Source organism: Neotabrizicola paludis (genome assembly GCF_044142105.1).
Taxonomy (GTDB): domain Bacteria; phylum Pseudomonadota; class Alphaproteobacteria; order Rhodobacterales; family Rhodobacteraceae; genus Pseudogemmobacter.
In genome coordinates, this window is sequence record NZ_JBGTYM010000003.1 from 380355 (window position 1) to 398607 (window position 18253).

17 protein-coding genes are annotated in these 18253 nt (G+C 65.5%); 13 read left to right on the forward strand and 4 right to left on the reverse strand.

Annotation, left to right across the window (positions count from 1 at the left end; genetic code table 11):
• Window positions 1-150 precede the first annotated feature (150 nt).
• The 8 genes from ACED67_RS21665 (at window position 151) to ACED67_RS10300 (ending at window position 5772) form a co-directional block, all read left to right on the forward strand.
• Window positions 151-960: a response regulator gene (locus tag ACED67_RS21665; RefSeq protein ID WP_508436220.1), complete on the forward strand. Its 810-nt coding sequence runs from the start codon at window positions 151-153 to the stop codon at window positions 958-960.
• A 94-nt stretch (window positions 961-1054) separates the two neighbouring features.
• Window positions 1055-1108, forward strand: a complete 54-nt coding sequence (locus ACED67_RS10270) for a hypothetical protein (RefSeq protein ID WP_395541524.1) — start codon at window positions 1055-1057, stop codon at window positions 1106-1108.
• Window positions 1101-1592, forward strand: coding sequence for a hypothetical protein (locus tag ACED67_RS10275; protein ID WP_395541505.1), 492 nt, complete (start codon window positions 1101-1103; stop codon window positions 1590-1592). The genes ACED67_RS10270 and ACED67_RS10275 overlap by 8 nt, the downstream gene beginning before the upstream one ends.
• Window positions 1593-1598: 6 nt before the next feature.
• Window positions 1599-2453 (forward strand): cache domain-containing protein, encoded by an 855-nt coding sequence (locus tag ACED67_RS10280; RefSeq protein ID WP_395541506.1) that lies wholly within the window; start codon window positions 1599-1601, stop codon window positions 2451-2453.
• Window positions 2454-2468: 15 nt separating this feature from the next.
• On the forward strand, window positions 2469-2879 hold the full coding sequence (locus tag ACED67_RS10285) for a sensor histidine kinase (RefSeq protein WP_395541507.1): 411 nt from the start codon (window positions 2469-2471) through the stop codon (window positions 2877-2879).
• A gap of 233 nt (window positions 2880-3112) precedes the next feature.
• Window positions 3113-3838: an MFS transporter gene (locus ACED67_RS10290; RefSeq protein WP_395541508.1), complete on the forward strand. Its 726-nt coding sequence runs from the start codon at window positions 3113-3115 to the stop codon at window positions 3836-3838.
• Window positions 3839-4009: 171 nt separating this feature from the next.
• On the forward strand, window positions 4010-4780 hold the full coding sequence (locus tag ACED67_RS10295) for a FadR/GntR family transcriptional regulator (protein WP_395541509.1): 771 nt from the start codon (window positions 4010-4012) through the stop codon (window positions 4778-4780).
• On the forward strand, window positions 4777-5772 hold the full coding sequence (locus ACED67_RS10300) for an MDR family oxidoreductase (protein ID WP_395541510.1): 996 nt from the start codon (window positions 4777-4779) through the stop codon (window positions 5770-5772). Before ACED67_RS10295 ends, ACED67_RS10300 begins: the two co-directional genes overlap by 4 nt.
• Window positions 5773-6076: 304 nt before the next feature.
• On the opposite strand, the gene ACED67_RS10305 is transcribed toward ACED67_RS10300, so the two are convergent.
• The 4 genes from ACED67_RS10305 to ACED67_RS10320 form a co-directional block, all read right to left on the reverse strand.
• Window positions 6077-7621 carry an acetolactate synthase large subunit gene (locus ACED67_RS10305; RefSeq protein WP_395541511.1) on the reverse strand — a complete coding sequence of 515 codons (1545 nt, stop codon included), beginning with the start codon at window positions 7619-7621 and terminating at the stop codon, window positions 6077-6079.
• Between the two features lie 293 nt (window positions 7622-7914).
• Window positions 7915-9183, reverse strand: a complete 1269-nt coding sequence (locus ACED67_RS10310; protein WP_395541512.1) for a glycerate kinase type-2 family protein — start codon at window positions 9181-9183, stop codon at window positions 7915-7917.
• Window positions 9170-10147, reverse strand: a complete 978-nt coding sequence (locus tag ACED67_RS10315; protein ID WP_395541513.1) for an HpcH/HpaI aldolase/citrate lyase family protein — start codon at window positions 10145-10147, stop codon at window positions 9170-9172. Before ACED67_RS10315 ends, ACED67_RS10310 begins: the two co-directional genes overlap by 14 nt.
• A 91-nt stretch (window positions 10148-10238) precedes the next feature.
• Window positions 10239-10841: a LuxR C-terminal-related transcriptional regulator gene (locus tag ACED67_RS10320; RefSeq protein WP_395541525.1), complete on the reverse strand. Its 603-nt coding sequence runs from the start codon at window positions 10839-10841 to the stop codon at window positions 10239-10241.
• Window positions 10842-11151: 310 nt separating this feature from the next.
• On the opposite strand from ACED67_RS10320, the gene ACED67_RS10325 reads away from it, so the two are divergent.
• The 5 genes from ACED67_RS10325 to ACED67_RS10345 are packed head-to-tail and all read left to right on the forward strand — an operon-like array spanning window position 11152 to window position 18162.
• Window positions 11152-12399 carry a pyridoxal-phosphate-dependent aminotransferase family protein gene (locus ACED67_RS10325; RefSeq protein ID WP_395541514.1) on the forward strand — a complete coding sequence of 416 codons (1248 nt, stop codon included), beginning with the start codon at window positions 11152-11154 and terminating at the stop codon, window positions 12397-12399.
• A gap of 21 nt (window positions 12400-12420) precedes the next feature.
• On the forward strand, window positions 12421-13617 hold the full coding sequence (locus ACED67_RS10330; protein WP_395541515.1) for a malate--CoA ligase subunit beta: 1197 nt from the start codon (window positions 12421-12423) through the stop codon (window positions 13615-13617).
• Window positions 13617-14510 carry a succinate--CoA ligase subunit alpha gene (gene sucD, locus ACED67_RS10335; RefSeq protein WP_395541516.1) on the forward strand — a complete coding sequence of 298 codons (894 nt, stop codon included), beginning with the start codon at window positions 13617-13619 and terminating at the stop codon, window positions 14508-14510. The genes ACED67_RS10330 and sucD overlap by 1 nt, the downstream gene beginning before the upstream one ends.
• A gap of 13 nt (window positions 14511-14523) precedes the next feature.
• The gene (locus ACED67_RS10340) at window positions 14524-15495 is read left to right on the forward strand and encodes a 2-hydroxyacid dehydrogenase (RefSeq protein ID WP_395541517.1); all 972 of its coding nucleotides are present in this window, start codon (window positions 14524-14526) and stop codon (window positions 15493-15495) included.
• Window positions 15496-15498: 3 nt separating this feature from the next.
• Complete coding sequence (locus ACED67_RS10345; protein ID WP_395541518.1) at window positions 15499-18162, forward strand: phosphoenolpyruvate carboxylase; 2664 nt, start codon at window positions 15499-15501, stop codon at window positions 18160-18162.
• Window positions 18163-18253: the final 91 nt, after the last annotated feature.

Consider the following 18253-nt stretch of genomic DNA (forward strand, 5'->3'; position numbering starts at 1 on the left):
ATGACCTGTTCTACTAGGCAGCTGCCATCCCTCCGTCAATCGTGCCCCGCAAGGGTCGGGCACGAACATCGGGCTCGCCGTCAGCTAAGCCCTGGCGGCCTTGCGCCTTGGCGAGGGCGGGCGGGAATTGCGCCGCGCCCGAAGGAAAGGATGGACGCTGCCACCAAAGTCACCGAGCCGGAACGGGGTTTCGGCGATGCGCTGGCACACGCCAGCGTGCTGGTGGTCGATGACGAGGCGGGAATGCGGCACTTTCTTGCGCGCTCGTTGTCGAGCCGCTGCAAGGCGGTGGCAGTGGCCGAGGATTGCGACGCGGCCATGGCGCTCATGGAAGCGCGGCACTTCGATCTGGTGATCGTCGACAACATGATGCAGGGCAAGCGTGGCGTCGATTGGCTGGCCGAACAGCGGGCGAAGGGCCTGTTGCCGCCGGCGATCCTGATCACTGCCTTCGCCGATCTGGTAACCGCCATTCAAGCGCTGAAGGCGGGTGCCTCGGATTTCCTGCTCAAGCCGTTCCGATCGAACCAGATCCTGAACGCGGTGGCGCGCTGCCTGGAGCGAGTGCGTCTTGAGCGCGAGAACCACATGCCGCGCCATGAGCGGCACGCCAATTCCGACAACCGGCTGCTGCGCGACCGGCTGATCGGAACTCACCGGCCATTGAGGCGGTGCGGCAGACCATCGCCGGCTGGCGCCGCTGCCTTCTTCGGTGCTGCTGACCGGGCCATCGGGCACCGGCAAGGAAGTGGCGGCGCGGCTGATTCTGAACCGGATGGCACAGCAGATGGGCGGGCCGGAGGTGGCGCTGACGCCCCGGCTCGAGGCGGGCCTGGCCGCCTATCACTGACCCGGCAATGTGCGCGAGCTGCGCAACATGATCGAGCGGACACTGATCCTGGGGCGGTTCCCGGCAGAGCTGGAGGCACCGATCACGCCTCGGACCGGCGCTGGGGCTGAAGCTCCGGCCGAGACCTTGGCCGGTGTGGAGCGACAGGCGATCCTGGCCGCGCTGACAGCAGCCGGGGGTGACCGATAGGCGGCCGCGCAGCGCTTGGGCATCTCGCGCAAGACCATCGATCGGCGGCTGGCCGACTGGAATGGCTGAGACCGCGTCGCCGGGCCTGTTTCGCTCGGTCCGGCACCGGTTGCTGCTGCCGATGCTGGTGGTGCTGCTCCTGTTTCTTGGCACAACGATGCTGCGCTGGACGGGCAAGGTCGACGATCGGTTGATGACCAAGGTCAACAGCGACCTGACCGTGGCGCGCCAGTATCTGGAGCGGATTCTCGAGACGACGGATGAGCGGGCGCAGGGCGGCGGAGAGAAGGCCAAAACCTGGCGCCGCGCGCTGGGGCTGGACTATCTCTACCTTCTGGATGCCGAAGGGCGGGTGATGGGGGTCAGCCCGGTGGGCGCGCGGCCGCCACCGACACAGCCAGGCCTGCGCGGCACGGCCATCGACATCCTGCCCCATGCAGTCATCGCGGCCCTGTCGCCGGATCTGGCGGCGCGGGCGCGCCTGGATTTGGTGCCGACTGAAAATGCGGTGCCGACCGACCGCGCCAGCGAAGATCGCGGCATGGTCGTGTAATCCTTCGTGCCGGTGACGCTGCCCGGGGGCGGGCAGGGCACAGCGACACTGTTTCTCGACGATGTGCGGATCTCGACCAATGTGCGGCTGTTCGAGGGGCGCCGGGCCCTAGGAACCCGCGTCTCGGCGGCGGTGCGCGAGCGGGTGCTGGCCGGGGGCGAGACCTGGCTGGACCGGGCTTTTGTAATGAACGACTGGTATGTCTCGGCCTGTGAGCCGATCCGCGACCGGCAGGGCACGCGAGTCGGGATGCTCTATGTCGGTTTCCTTGATGCACCCTTTGCCGAAGCCAAGCGCAGCACCCTTTGGTACGTGCTGGCGGCTTTCCTGGCCGCAACGCTGGTGACGGTTCCGGTGTTCCTGGCCTGGGCGCGCAGCGTGTTCCGGCCGCTGGAACAGGTGACGGATACGATGGGTCAGGTCGAGACGGGCAATCTTGGCGCGCGGACCGGCGTGACCGGCCAGCACAACGAGGTGGTTCGGGTGGCGCAGCATCTGGACCTTCTGCTGGACCAGTTGCAAGCGCGCGATCAAGAACTGCGGCGCTGGAATGACGAGCTGAACGCCAGGGTCGAAGAGACGACGCGCAAGCTGATCTTGTCCGTGAAGCAGGCGACCATCGGCGAGATCACCGCCGCCGCCGCGCATGAGATCAATAATCCGGTCGCGGTCATCCAGGGCAATCTGGACGTGTTGCGCGAGGTGATGGCGGAACGGATGGACGAGGTCGAGACCGAATTCCGGCTGATGGACGCGCAGGTCCACCGGATCTCCTCGATCGTGAACCAATTGCTGCAATTCGCCCGGCCCGAGGAATATGCCGGCTGGACCCAGCGGGTGGACCCGATGCAGGTGGTTTAGGATTCTCTCCCGCTGGTGCGCCATCAGCTCGCCGAGGTGGGGGTGGAGTTGCGGCTGGACGGGCGGGCCAGCCGACAGGTATCGATGAACCGGACCGAATTGCAGCAGGTGATCGTCAACCTGATCGCCAATGCCTGCAATGCACTGCCCGCAGGCGGCACGATCACCATCAACGCCAGCGACGCCGACCGCGACGGGGTCAGCGGCATCTGCCTGCGGTTCAGCGATACCGGGACCGGCATAGCGGAAGAGACCCTGGCGCGGATATTCGATCCCTTCTTCACCACACGCGGCGCACGCGGCGGTACCGGGCTTGGCCTGTCGATTTGCCGCACGCTGATCGACCGCCAGGGCGACAGCATCGAGGCCGAAAGCCGTCTGGGTGAGGGCGCGACCTTTACCATCTGGCTGCCCGAAGCGGTCTGACCGGACAGATTGACCGCAGCGCAGGATAGACTGTCCGCCCGCGTCGCCCTTCTTCCAATTCAACACATTGATTTCATGCAGAAAGGCAGGCTGTCGCAGTTTGGCACGATCTGCGCTTGCAGAAAGGCGGGGGCAGGGGCCTGGTCTTACAGCAAGACAGGCCAGGAGGCGCAGGCGCAGCTCTGCGAAGGGCCTTCCCCCGCAAAGGGCCAAAGAGGCCGAGGGAGGGAAAGATGACTGCAATAACCGAAGGGATGGCGGGCAGCCCCGGGCTGCTTGACCGGGAAAGGATCATCGCGAAACCGGGTTTCAACCGCTGGCTGGTGCCCCCCGCGGCCCTGGCCATCCATCTGTGTATCGGCATGGCCTATGGCTTCTCGGTGTTCTGGCTGCCGCTGACCAATGCCATTCCCGGCGAGGCCAGCGAAGCCTGCAAGGCCATGGGGCTGGGCACGGCGCTGTTCACCACCGAATGCAACTGGCGTATCGCCGATCTGGGCTGGATCTACACGCTGTTCTTCGCGCTTCTGGGCTGTTCGGCCGCGATCTGGGGCGGCTGGCTTGAGCGCGGCGGGCCCCGCAAGGCGGGCTTTGTCTCGGCCCTGTGCTGGTCGGGCGGCATCGCGGTGGCGACGATGGGGGTGATGACCCATCAGCTCTGGCTGATGTGGCTGGGGGCGGGGGTGATCGGCGGCATCGGGCAGGGCCTGGGCTATATCTCGCCGGTCTCGACCCTGATCAAATGGTTCCCCGACTGGCGCGGCATGGCGACCGGCATGGCGATCATGGGCTTTGGCGGCGGTGCCATGGTCGGCTCGCCGTTGGCACAGAAGCTGATGGAACATTTCAGTGCCGATGGCTCGATCGGGGTCTGGCAGACCTTCCTGACCATGGCGGCGATCTATCTGGTCTTCATGATGGGCGGCGCCTTCGGCTATCGCATCCCGCCCGCCGGCTGAAAGCGGCGCGCGCCCTTTTGCACCTTCGCGGGTGGGGTCAGTTTGGCGCAGTTTCGTTGCGCCCGAGGCGCCGTCAGCCTATTCAGCCAATCATTTGTCTATTTGTCAAACCTTTTAGTATATCTGCGCTCGTGCTATCCTCGAGGCGATTCTGAACAACCCGAGAGTGGCATGGCGCTGGAATATGAAGAAATCGTGCGCAGCGGCCTGCCGCGGCAGGTGGCGGACCTGATCCGCACCGCCATTCTGGAAGGGCGGCTGAAAGTCGATGAACGCCTTCCGACCGAAGAGGAACTGGCACAGCGCTTTGGCATTTCACGGCCCACCGTGCGCGAGGCGCTCAAAGTGCTGGCGGCGCAGAATCTGATCCGCGCCCGCCGCGGCCCGACCGGCGGGACATTTGTCTGCCGCCCCGACCCCGAGCAGATCGGCCGCACTCTGACCGATGCGGCAACCCTGCTGATCGGTGTCGGCACGTTCAGCGTAGATGAAATCGTCTCTGCGCGGCTCGAGACCGAGTCTGTCTGCTGCCGCCTGGCAGCCGAGTATCGCCGCGACGAGGATCTGGAGCAGCTTGCCGCCGAGATCGCCAGGCAACGGGACCAATCTCTGTCGGATGAGGAATTCTGCGCCTCGGATGTGCGGTTCCACCGTGCCTTGGCGACAGCCACCCGCAACGGACCTCTGTGCCTGATGATGTATGCGGTGATCGAGAGCTTCGTTCCGGTGACCAATCTGCTGATCTATGCCGACCACGAGCGCCGCCTCACCGTCGACGGGCATGCCCATGTGCTGGATGCGGTTTCCGCCCGCGATGGCGATCGTGCCGCCAAGGCGATGCGCGAGCATCTGAACGGAATGCATGCCATTCTTGACCGGGCCCTTGCCCGGCGCGCCAGCCGCAATGCCGCAGCCGCCTCTTCAGAAGGAAACAACAAATGACCGACACCTTCCGCGCCCTGATGATCGTCGACCACGAGGGCAAGCCACGCGCTGAATTTCGCGAGATCGCGCTGAGCGACCTGCCGGATCACGGCGTTCTGGTCGAGATCTCGCATTCCACGCTCAACTACAAAGATGGGCTGGCCGTCAGCGGCACGGGCCGGATCGCGCGACGGCTGCCGATGGTCGCAGGGATCGATCTTGCCGGAACGGTCGTGGAAAGCCGCTCGCCGCTCTGGTCGCCTGGCGACCGCGTGATCGTCAATGGCTGGGGCCTCTCTGAAACCGAGTGGGGCGGGTATAGCCGCTTTCAGCGGCTGAAGCCCGAATGGCTCACGCGCCTGCCGGAAGGCTTCACCCCGGAACAGGCGATGGCGGTGGGGACGGCGGGCTATACGGCGGCCCTGTCGGTGAACGCGCTGGAGGATTGGGGCGTGATCCAGCCCGGCGGAGCCGAAGTTCTGGTCACTGGCGCTGCCGGCGGTGTCGGGTCCACCGCGATCCCGTTGCTGGCTTCGGCGGGCTATCGCGTGACCGCCGCCACCGGACGACCCGAGACGCATGACTATCTGGCGGCTCTGGGCGCCACCGGCTTTGTCGACCGGGCTGCGCTGGCCGAGAAGGGGGGCGCCTTGCAGAAAGAGCGCTGGGGCGGCGCGGTGGATTCGGTCGGGTCTACCACGCTGGCGAATGTGCTGGCGCAGACGATCTATGGCGGCGCGGTTGCGGCCTGCGGTCTGGCCGGCGGCATGGATCTGCCGGCCACCGTGGCCCCGCATATCCTGCGCGGCGTGGCTCTTCTGGGCATTGACAGCGTGATGGCACCGCAGGCCCGGCGGGACCGCGCCTGGGCGCTGCTGGCGGCCCGGCTGGACAAGGCATACCTGGCCGCCATTGCACGGGTCGAGCCGCTTTCTGCCGTGCCCACCCTCGCCGCCGATATCGTCGCGGGACGTATTCGGGGGCGGGTCGTGATCGACATTTCCGCCTGAGGCCAGGGGAAAGGGACGGGTCGATACGCCCGATGGGGGCGCGTGGCGACCCAGTCCGTCAGTGTCCGCGCCGAAGGGCATCTTGACAGCGGCACGCTGCGGCTGGTCAGTGAGCACGTTTTTCCGCGTTTGGCGACGGGTTTTCCTCGAGACATCCCGTCGCACAAAGACCGCACGTCAAGCCTCGTTTCCGGCGCGCCCTTTGCAGACGGGCGCGATCGCAAACGAGAAGAGATAGGCCTTACCCTGGCGAAGCACCCCTATGGCTGCACTCCACAACGCGGTGGACCCACTCTGCAAACACTCAGATCACCGCCTCGATCAGGAAAGGGCCTTTGCGGGTCAGCGCGGCGCGCAGCAGCTCGCAGAAGGCTTCGGCGGTGTCAGCCCGGGCGGCCTCGACGCCCATGGCCCGTGCCAGACCGACCCAGTCCAGCGCTGGATCGTCAAGATCGAGCATTCGGCGTGCATTCTGCCCGGCAGGACCGGCCCCGACATTCAGCAATTCGCCGTGCAAGATCTGGTAGCGGCGATTGGCGAAGACGATGGTCAGCACGTCCAGGCGCTCGCGTGCCTGGGTCCAGAGGCCCTGAACCGTGTACATGCCGCTGCCATCGGCCTGAAGGCCGATGACCTTGCGGTCGGGGCAGGCGACAGCAGCACCGACCGCCATGGGGATGCCGTCGCCGATCGCGCCGCCGGTCAGTTGCAAAAAGTCATGTGGTGCAGCGCCATAGGTTGCGCCGAAGAAATCGCGTCCCGAGGTGATGGATTCATCGCAGATGATCGCGCCCTCGGGCATCGCGGCGGCCAGCGCCAGCGCGATGGCGTCTGGGGTCAGCACGCCGCGCGGCAGGTCGGGGCGCTGGCGCGGCGCAAGCCGGGCCACCGGGGCCAAGCCCACTTCATCGGCCAGCGCGGCGATGGCGGCGGGCAGATCGTGATGCGGCGGTGCAAGCTCCAGCACGGCGCAGCTTTCCGGCAGCATACTGCCGGGCTTGCCCGGATAGGCGAAGAAGCCGACCGGCGCCTTGGCCCCGATCAGGATGACCTGCTCGGTGGTGGCGAAACAGGCCAGGGCCTGGTCGATGACATAGGGCACGCGATCCAGCGCGATCCGCCCCGCGCCGCGCTGCATCCGGCCATTGGCCTGCTGGGCCAGAAGCCGCGCCTCGGTCTTTTGCGCGATCCGGTCGAGCAGTTCCAGTTGCGGCGCGCGCAAGGCCAGGCCGCTGACAAGGATCGTGGTTTGGCGCCCGTTGCGCAAGGCCTCGGCTGCCGCTCGCAGCTGCGCGGGATCGGGCAGGGGCAGCGGCGGAGGGGCGATAACGGTGGGGGGCGGAAAGGTGCCCTCGGTCCAGGCCGCATCGGCAGGAAGGATCAGGGTCGATATCCCGCCTGCCCCGGTCAGGGCGGCGCGGATCGCCTCTTCGGTGCGCGCTCCGACATTCGCGGTGCTGTCGGCCCGGCCGATCCAATCCGACATCGGCCGCGCAAGCGAATCGATGTCCGAAGTCAGCGGGGCGTCATAGATCAGGTGATAGGTGGCATGGTCGCCGACGATATTGACCATCGGAGTATGCGCCCGCCGGGCATTGTGGAGATTGGCCAACCCGTTCGCCAACCCCGGCCCGGTGTGAAGCAGCGTGACGGCGGGGCGGTCAGCCATGCGGGCATAGCCATCGGCGGCGCCGGTCACCACGCCTTCGAACAGGCCAAGGACGCAGCGCATCTGCGGCTGGCGGTCCAGCGCGGCGACGAAATGCATCTCGGACGTGCCCGGGTTGGCAAAGCAGGTGTCGATCCCGTTCGCCAGCAATGTTTCGCAAAGAATGTCGGCGCCGTTCATTCCGTCCTCCGGGCAGGTGGTTCAACCTCGGCCCGGCGCGCGGCACGCCCAGGCCAGAAGGAGGGGCAGCGTCGATCAGGCTGAGAAGGCAGCGTATTTCCGCGCGGCGCAGGCTGCAATCGCGGCTTCCATCGCGGCGTGCTTTTCCGCAGCCTCGCGCAAGCTCAATCGCCAGCTGCCGGCGCAGGGTGCTGCCACCCGAATGCCCTGTGGCGGGACGCGCAATCCCGGCTCTGCGACGGGGACGGGCCGGGGGCGGCCCGGCTCGTCAGACGAACGAAAACCCGGGTCGATCAAGCGAAGAGCAGGATCTGGACATCGGCGACATTTGTCCCTGTTGGTCCGGTCTTCAGCAGGTCGCCCGCCAGGCCAAGGGCGGCATGGCTGTCATTTCGGGCAAGCAGCAACCCCGGATCCCCACCCGCGGCCCGGATGCGCCCCGGCGTCGCGGCATCGACCAAGCCGCCGGCGGCATCTGTCGGCCCGTCGCGCCCATCGGTGCCGCCCGAGAGGAAAACCCAGCTTCGGCCCAGATCCGGCATCGCCATCGCGATGCGCAGCGCAAGCTCCTGATTTCGCCCGCCCCGGCCATCGCCCCGAAGTGTCACCGTCGTCTCGCCGCCGAAGACCAGGCAGGCCGGTCGCCCATGGCTTTCCCGCCGCGCCGCCTCGATGACCTTGGCAGCGGCATCGGCGACATCTCCGGTCAGGCAGTCGTTCACCACAACCGCCTGCGGCCCCTCTGCCGCCACGACGGCGTCCAGACTTTTGCGGTTTGATCCGATGAGGATGTTCCGCGCCGGGGGCAGGGGTGCCAGAGCGACATCCTCTTGTGCCAGCACGAGCCTTGCGGCTTCGGGCAGGCTTTGCCAGGCACCGCGCGCGTGCAACAGGTCGCGGGCGGCCTTGCGGTCTCCAATCGGCGCAACGGTCGGCCCCGATGCGATCACCCGCAGGTCATCGCCGATCACGTCGGACAGGATATGGGCCGTCACCGGAGCAGGGCTGGCGATCCGCAGCAGCCCGCCGCCTTTCAGCCGCGAAAGCTGTTGGCGGACAAGGTTCATTTCGGTGATGTCAAAGCCACCCGCCAGAAGAATCTGGTTCACCTCGGCCTTGTCGGCCAAAGTCAGGCCGGCAACGGGCGCAGGCAGCAGCGCCGATCCGCCCCCTGAAATCAGAGCGATCACGCGATCCGCCGCAACAGCGGGCGTCAGCAGCGCCTCGACCGCCGCAGCCGCGCGCGCGCCCCGATCATCAGGCACCGGATGGCCCGCGACATAGACACGGGCACCGCGCAGCGGGCGACCATTTTCCGCATTCGTCACCACGACCGCTTTGAATGCCGCGCGCCCCAGCCGACCAAGAAGGTATTCGGCCATGGGAATGGCGGCTTTGCCCACCGCGACGATGCGGTAGATGCCGCCGGGATCAGGTCGGGGCAATGGCGCCTCGGCCAGCGCATTTGCCAGTGCACGGGCCGGATCGGCGGCGGCGCAGGCCTGCGCGAAGAGCTGCTGTGCCCTTTCGCGCAGGCCGATGACGAGGTCAGGCTCCGGCAATCTGACGGGCCTTCTCGACCAGAACCTCGGCCTGACGGATCGAGGCATAGTCGATCAGCCTGCCATCCAGCGACACGGCACCCTTGCCCTCGCGCGCGGCCTGTTCCATCGCCTCGAGGATGCGGCGGGCTCGGGTGACTTCGGCCTCGGACGGGCTCATCACCTCATTGGCCAGCGCAACCTGGCTGGGATGGATCGCCCATTTGCCCTCGCAACCCAGCACGGCGGCACGTTTGGCCGCGGCACGATAGCCGTCGGGATCCGAGAAATCGCCGAAGGGACCATCGACCGGACGCAGGCCGTTGGCGCGCGCGGCCACGACCATGCGCGCCAGGGCATAGTGCCACATATCGCCCCAATGCACGGCCCGGCTGCCGTCGTCCAGCTTGTCGGTCAGAACCGAGTAGTCGGGGTTCACGCCGCCGATGATCGTCGTGCGGGCGCGGGTCGAGGCGGCATAATCGGCCACGCCGAAATGCAGGCTTTCATTGCGCTTCGAGGCGGCGGCGATGTCCGAGACATTCTGCATCCCCAGAGCGGTCTCGATGATATGCTCAAAGCCGATCCGCTTCTTGTACCCTTTCGCATCCTCGATCTGGGTCACCATCATGTCGACGGCATAGACATCGGCGGCGGTGCCGACCTTGGGGATCATGATCAGGTCAAGACGTTCGCCGGCCTGTTCGACCACATCGACGACGTCACGATACATGTAATGGGTATCAAGGCCGTTGATCCGCACCGACATGGTCTTCTTGCCCCAATCCATCTCGTTCAGGGCCTTGATGATGTTCTTGCGGGCCTGGGCCTTGTCATCGGGGGCGACGGCATCCTCCAGATCAAGGAAGATCACGTCCGCATCCGAAGCGGCCGCCTTTTCGAACATCTGGGGGGCGCTGCCTGGAACGGCCAGCTCGCTGCGGTTCAAGCGCGCGGGCGCCTGCTGGATGACGTGGAAAGACATTGTTTGGGCTCCTGCCAAGACGTAGGAGCTGCACCCGTCTTAAGGCATCCGCGAAGGCAGGGTGCTTCGTCAAGACAGAAAATGTCGCGGCCTAAACCTCGCCTCGGGTCATGCGATTGGCATAGAAAAAGGCGATGGCCTGGGCGCGGTTCTTCACGGCCAGCTTCTCGAACAGGTTCGAGAGGTGGAATTTCACTGTATTCGCGCTGATGTTCAGCTCGCGCGACAGCTCGCGGTTGGTCAGCCCCTTGGACAGGGCTTCCAGCAGAATCCGTTCGCGCGGCGACAGCGATTCGATCGGATCCTGTTTCAGGCTGCGCACATCCAGGAACGGAAAGACCATCTGGCCGTTGGCGACGGCAAGGCAGGTCTCCAAAAGCCGCTCGACCGATTCGGAGCGCGAGACGAATCCGGCAGCCCCCGCGGTCATGGCCTTGCGCGGGATGTCGCCGCTGTCTTCGGCATAGACCACCAGGCGCGGCGCATTGGCCTGGGCGCGCAAGACGTCGATCAGGCGCGCACCGCCAAGGGCAGGCAAGGTCCAACCGATCACGCCAACCTGCACCGGCATACGCATCGCCATGCCAAGAAACCCTTCGGCTGTGGCCGCAGTCGCCACCAAAGAGAATCGGCGATCCTTCTCGAAAATCTCGGACAGCGCGGTCAGCATGAGCGGGTTTGCATCCGCCAGCATCAGCGTGATCCGTTCGGCCTTGTTCTGTGCCTCAAAAGCAGCCATTCCGACCTCCGCCCTACCCGTTTTGGTAGGGTGCAAATTGCATACCGCAGTATATCAACCTTTTTGGGTAGGTATTTACCCATCCAAATAGATGCCCAAAAGCAGGATATTCGACTGTTGTGGGATTTGTCGAGCGCCGCTTTCCTAAGCGTCAGGACCGACGTCCCAGGCAGGCCCCGCGACCCTTTCTTCCGCTGCACCCGGAAGGTCGCAGGTCTTCCGAAACGCTCGGTCACGCCGTCAATCGCCTTGGGAGGGGCGTCGCATGACAGATACCGAAATTTTCCCGCAACTCTCGATTCCCGAGACCCTGGCCGCCGGCCCCGGTCCGGGCAACACCGACGCGCGTGTTCTGGCAAGCTTTGCCAATGCAGGCCTTGCCGATCACATGCAGGCCGATGTCCTGCGCGGGATGATCGAATGCAAGGAAATGCTGCGCAAGGTCTGGGGCACGAAGAACACCTATACCTATGGCGTCGGCGGCACCGGATTCAGCGGGCTGGACTGCCTCGTCTCGGCCATTCTGCCGGGAGACACTGTCGTTGTCTTTGTGAACGGCACGTTCAGCGGCATCGACGGGCTCTCGATACGCATGAAGGCCTCGAGCCGCGAGGATTTGCGCGCCAATCCGATGGATCCGCACCCAGGCAATGTGACCATCGTCACCGTTCCGCATGGCCAGTCGGTCAGCGGCGAACTGGTGGACCGGGTCCTGGCCGAGAAGAAACCGAAATGGGCCTTCATGGCGCATTGGGAAACCGGGTCGGGCCGCATCAACGACCTGCAGGGCTTCTCGGATGCCTGCCAGCGCCATTCCGCCCTTGGCCTTGTCGACGCTGTCTCGTCGCTGGGGATCGCGGATTTCTCGATCGACGATTATCCGGGAGTCGTGGGCTGGGCATCCTGCCCGCAGAAGGGCGTGCTCTGCCTGCCGCTGACCTATGCGCCCGTAAGCTTCAGCGACAAGTATATCGAGGAAGTGCGCGCCAATGGCTGCCACACCTATGTCCACCATCCGATTCTCGAGGCCCGGCACTGGGGCATCGTGGATGGCAAGGACGTGGCCGCGGGAAGCTATCACCGCACCCATTCCGGCTATGCGGTTGCCGCTTTCCACGAGGCGCTGCGCATCAACCTTCAGCATGGCAGGGCCCGCAAGGCGGCAGACTATGCGCATCATGAACGCGCCCTGCGCGAAGCCGTGTCGGCGATGGGCTGCGAGGTCACGTCGAACATGACCAGCCTTGTCGTTCTTAACCTGCCCGGCGCGCTGGCGGGGCGTGAAAAGGAGCTGGTCCAGTCCTGCCGCGCCAAGGGCTTCGGCATCTGGCCGACCCTGTCCGAGCCGGTCCAGGTTCGGATCGGCATCCTGAACCAATTGTCCGAGGCCGCGATCACCGACATCGTGACGCGCTTTGCCACGGCGATGAACGACATGGGGGCCGGGGTGGACATCGCCCGCGCCACCCAGGGGCTGCAAGCCTATTACAAGAACCTGATGGCCGCGGAATAGCCGGAAGAGAGGGAGGCTAAGATGGATATTCACGAATACCAGGCCAAGGAAATCCTTGCGCGGTTCGGCGTCGCCGTGCCGCAGGGCGGCCTGGCCTACAGCCCCGAGCAGGCGGCCTACCGCGCCCGCGAACTGGGCGGCGACCGCTGGATCGTCAAGGCGCAGGTTCATGCCGGCGGGCGTGGCAAGGCGGGTGGCGTCAAGCTTTGCAAGTCAGAGCACGAAATCCAGGATGCCACGAACGAGATGTTCGGCCGCAAGCTGGTGACGCATCAGACCGGGCCCGAGGGCAAGGGGATCTATCGCGTCTATGTCGAGAATGCCGTGGATTTCGGCCGCGAGATCTATCTCGGCTTCGTGCTGGACCGCACGACGCAGCGGGTGATGATCGTCGCCTCTTCGGAAGGCGGGATGGAGATCGAAGAGATTTCCGAGACTCGCCCCGACTCGATCGTGCGCTCGACGGTCGAACCCGCGGTCGGCCTGCAGGAATTCCAGGCCCGCGAAATCTCCTATGCGCTGAATATCCCGCCTGCGCTGACGCAGCAGATGGTCCGCACCCTGACCGGCTGCTACCGGGCCTTCCGCGAGCTTGACGCCACGATGGTCGAGATCAATCCGCTGGTCATCACCGCCGACAACCGCATCCTGGCGCTGGACGCCAAGATGACCTTCGACAACAACGCGCTGTTCCGGCATCCGCAGATTTCCGAACTGCGCGACAAAAGCCAGGAAGACCCGCGCGAAGCGCGCGCGGCGGATCGCGGCCTGGCCTATATTGGCCTGACCGGAAATATCGGCTGCATCGTCAATGGCGCGGGCCTTGCCATGGCGACGATGGACACGATCAAGCTTGCCGGGGGCGAGCCTGCGAACTTCCTCGACATCGGCGGCGGGGCCACGCCCGAGCGGGTGGCCAAGGCCTTCCGGCTGGTGATGTCGGACGAGAATGTCCAGGCGATCCTTGTCAATATCTTCGCGGGCATCAACCGTTGCGACTGGGTGGCCGAAGGTGTCGTGCAGGCGCTGACGGCGAACCCTGTCGATGTGCCGGTCATCGTCCGGCTGGCGGGCACCAATGTCGAGGCGGGGCAGAAGATCCTTGCCAATTCCGGTCTGCCGATCCTTCGTGCAGGCTCGCTCATGGAAGCGGCCGAGCGCGCGGTCACGGCCTGGAAGAACGATCAGAAACAGAACACCAAGATGAGGGCGATCTGATGAGCATTTTCCTCGACCGGCAAAGCCGCGTTGTCGTTCAGGGCATCACGGGCCGCATGGCACAGTTCCACACCAAGGAAATGCTGGATTATGGCACGAATGTCGTGGCCGGGGTGGTGCCCGGCAAGGGCGGCGAGACCGTCTTCGGCGTGCCGGTCTTTGACACGGTGAAACAGGCCGTCGAAGCGACCGGGGCGGATTCGAGCCTTGTCTTCGTGCCGCCGCCCTTTGCTGCGGACAGCATCATGGAAGCGGCCGATGGCGGCATCCGCTATTGCGTCTGCATCACCGACGGCATCCCCGCGCAGGACATGATCCGGGTCAAGCGCTACATGATGCGCTACCCGCGCGAGCGCCGCATGGTGCTGACCGGTCCGAACTGCGCCGGCACGATCAGCCCGGGCAAGGCCCTTCTCGGCATCATGCCCGGCCATATCTACCTGCCGGGCCATGTTGGCATCGTCGGTCGCTCGGGCACGCTGGGCTATGAGGCCGCGCAACAGCTCATGGATCGCGGCATCGGGGTGTCCACCTCGGTCGGCATCGGCGGGGATCCGATCAACGGCTCTTCGTTCCGCGATATCCTTGAGCGGTTCGAGGCGGACCCCGAAACCCATATCGTCTGCATGATCGGGGAAATCGGCGGGCCGCAGGAAGCTGAGGCGGCTGCCTATATCCAGGAGCACATGACCAAGCCGGTCATCGCCTATATCGCCGGCTTGACCGCGCCCAAGGGGCGCACCATGGGACATGCGGGCGCGATCATCTCGGCCTTTGGCGAAAGCGCGTCCGAGAAGGTCGAGATCCTGACCGCTGCCGGTGTCACCGTGGCCGAGAACCCCTCGGTCATCGGCGAGACGGTCGCACGGGTCATGGGCCGCAAGGCAGCATAAACGGGAGGGAAATATGGCGAAGCCGAAGGTTCTGGTGACGCGGCGCTGGCCGCAGGCTGTCGAAACACGGATGGCCGAGGTCTTTGACCTTGACCTGAACCGCGATGACAAGCCGCTGTCCGAGGCGGCGCTTCGCGACGCCCTGGGCCAGTATGACGCCATTCTTCCCACAGTGACAGATCGCCTGCCCGCGCCGGTTTTCGACGGCCCGGGCAGGCGGACAAAGATACTGGCCAACTACGGAGTGGGCTTTGCCCATATCGACACCGAAGCGGCCAAGACGCGCGGCATCACCGTGACGAACACGCCCGATGTCCTTTCTGAATGCACCGCAGACATTGCCATGACGCTGATGCTGATGGTCGCACGCCGGGCCGGCGAAGGCGAACGCGAGCTGCGCGAGGGCCGGTGGTCGGGCTGGCGACCGACCCATCTGATCGGCACCAAGGTTTCGGGTGCAACGCTGGGTATCATCGGCTTTGGCCGCATCGGCCAGGCTATGGCACAGCGGGCACATTTCGGCTTCGGCATGAAGATCCTGGTCCAGAACCGCTCTGCCGTCCCCGCCGAGATTCTGGCCCGCTACAACGCGGTGCAGGTGCCGACCATCGAAGACCTGCTGCCGGAATGCGATTTCGTCTCGCTTCATTGCCCCGGCGGCAAGGCGAACCGCCATCTGATCAATTCCCACCGGCTTGATCTTATGCGGCCCGGCGCCTTCCTGATCAACACCGCCCGCGGCGAGGTGGTTGAGGAACATGCGCTGGCCCAGGCCCTGTGGTTCGGCACCATCGGCGGGGCGGGCCTGGACGTCTTTGAACGCGAGCCGCAGGTGCCTGACGCGCTTCTGAACGCCGACAATCTTGTGCTTCTTCCGCATCTCGGCTCGGCCACGCGGGAAACGCGCGAGGCGATGGGTTTCCGCGTCTTCGACAACCTGACCGATTTCTTCGACGGCAAGACGCCGCGCGATCGGGTGGCCTAGGTCATGGCCGCCACATTGAAGCCGCGCGACAGCATCCCGGCAGAGACCTACGATTATTCGGATAGCCTGCGCGCCGACCTGCACAGGCTCTGGCGCAACGTCATCGGGCGCCGGGCCCCGCAGGTTGCTGCTTTGATCGAAGGGCCCGAGATGGACCTGCCGCCGGGGGATGCGGCAATTCCCTGCCTTCAGGCGATCACGATCTGGTTCCAGCTGACCCGGATCATGGACGAGAATGTTGCGATGCGCGACAGGCGCCAGACCGAGGCCCAGCAAGGGGCGGCCGCGGTCGACGGCAGTTTCGCCAAGGCCCTGGCCGAGCTTGATCCCGCCATGTCCGGCGCGGCTTTTGCCGAAATGGCGCGCCAGCTTTCGGTCGGACCAACGCTGACCGCCCATCCGACCGAGGCCAAGCGGGTGACGGTTCTGGAAATCCACCGCCGAATCTATCGCCATCTCGTCGCGCTGGAAACCCAGCGCTGGACCCCGCGCGAGCGCGACGAGATCCTGCGCGATATCGAAAGCGAGATCGATCTTCTGTGGATGACGGGCGAGTTGCGCCTGGAACGGCCCAGCCTGAAGGATGAAATCGACTGGGGTCTGCAATTCTTTCGCGACAGCATCTTCGACGCCGTGCCGCAGGTGTTCGACCGCTTTGCCTCGGCCGCGACGGCGCGCTTCGGCGCGATGCCCGAAATCACGCCCTGCATCAAATTCCATTCCTGGATCGGTGGTGATCGCGACGGCAATCCGAACGTCACTGCGGCGATGACCGCCGAAGCGATCCGCCGGTCGCGCCAGACGGTTCTCGACAAATATCTTGCCACCCTGCGCGCCGCTGCGGGGGCGATCAGCATCACGTCACGCATCGTCCGGCTTCCCCTGTCCGATGAGACGCGCCTGCGCGCCATCATCGCCCGCACCGGCGATCCGGCCTTGCAGGAATCCCGCAATCCGGGCGAGTTGTTCCGCCAGGCGCTCAGCGTCATGGCCGAGCGGATCGAGGCAACCGGCGCAGGCACGGGCCGGGCCTATGCCTCGGTCGCGCAATTCGTGGCCGACCTGTCGGTGTTGGACGCGGCGCTTGTCGCCATCGACGCCCATGTCATCGCCGAACGCCATCTGCGGCCAATCCGCTGGCGGGCCGAAACCTTTGGTTTCCGCACCGCGACGCTGGACATAAGGCAGAACTCGACCGTCACCACCGCCGTGCTGGCCGAGATCTGGAAACTGGCCGGGGCCGCGCCCGAATTCGGCAGTCGAGCCTGGTCAGACCAGCTCCGGCGCGAGCTGGGCCAGCCCGACCTGCCCTATATCGACCGCGCCCGCCTGTCCCCCGAGGCGTGCGAATTTCTGGATGTTCTGGCGCTGATGCGCGCCACGCAACTGTCCTGCGACCCCGAGGCGATCGGACCCTTCATCCTGTCGATGAGCCGGTCGAGCGACGATATCCTGGGCGTCTACCTGCTGGCGCGCTATGCCGGATTCGGGGCCGAGAAGCTTGACCTGCGGGTGGTGCCGCTGTTCGAAACCATCGGCGACCTGCGTCGCGCCGCTGCCATCTATGACGATCTTCTCACTGTTCCGCTCGCGCAGCGCAGCATCCGAATGCGCAACGGCATGGTCGAGATCATGCTCGGCTATTCCGACAGCAACAAGGATGGCGGCTTCATATGCTCGACCTGGGAGCTGGACAAGGCACAGCGCCGCATCACCCAGATGCTGGCACGGCACGGGTTGCGACCGCTCTTCTTCCATGGCCGGGGCGGATCGGTCAGCCGGGGCGGCGCGCCCACGGAACGCGCCATCGCGGCCCAGCCCGCCGGTACGATCCATGGCCAGCTGCGCATCACAGAACAGGGCGAGGTCGTCTCGTCGAAATACGCCAATCGCGGCACGGCGCTGAACCAGCTTGAACTCCTGGCCTCTTCCGTGTTGGCGCATATGCAGACGCGGGTGCAGCCCGCCGCCAATCCCGAACATGCCGACGCGCTCGAGGCGCTGTCGGCCATGTCGCAGACAGCCTATTGCAACCTGCTCGAACTGCCGGGCTTCATCGACTATTTTCAGATGGCCAGTCCAGTCGAGGAGCTGGCGATGCTCAAGCTCGGCTCCCGTCCGGCGCGCCGCTTCGGTGCCAAGAGTCTGGCCGATCTGCGCGCCATTCCCTGGGTGTTCGCCTGGTCGCAGAACCGCCACCTGCTGACAGGATGGTATGGCTTCGGCTCGGCCGTCGCCTCGTTCCGGCAGGTGCGGGGTACGGATGGCGACCGGCTCCTTGGCGAAATGTTCGCCCGACATCCGCTGTTCCGGCTGATGGTGGACGAGGTCGAGAAATCGCTGATGCTGTCGGATATGGAGATCGCGGCGCTTTATGCCGGTCTGGTCGAGGATGACGAGATCCGCGCCCGCATCTTCACCCGCATCCGCGACGAACATGCCCGCACGATCGCGGCGATGCGTGCCCTGACGGGCAGCGCCGCCATCGGCATGCGGTTCCCCTTGATGCGCGACAGGTTCGCGCGTCTGCAACCCCAGCTTGACCGCATCAACCGGTTGCAGGTCAGCCTGCTGCGCGAGACCAGGACGAAGCCCAGCAACCGCGCCGCCGTACCCCTGATCCAATCGATGAACAGCATCGCCGCCGGCCTGGGCTGGACCGGTTGAACAAGGAGATCTTGATGAACGCCCCCCACCGCGATACCGGCTTCTTCACGGAAGCGCTTTCGTCCCGCGACCCCGAGCTCTACGGCGCGGT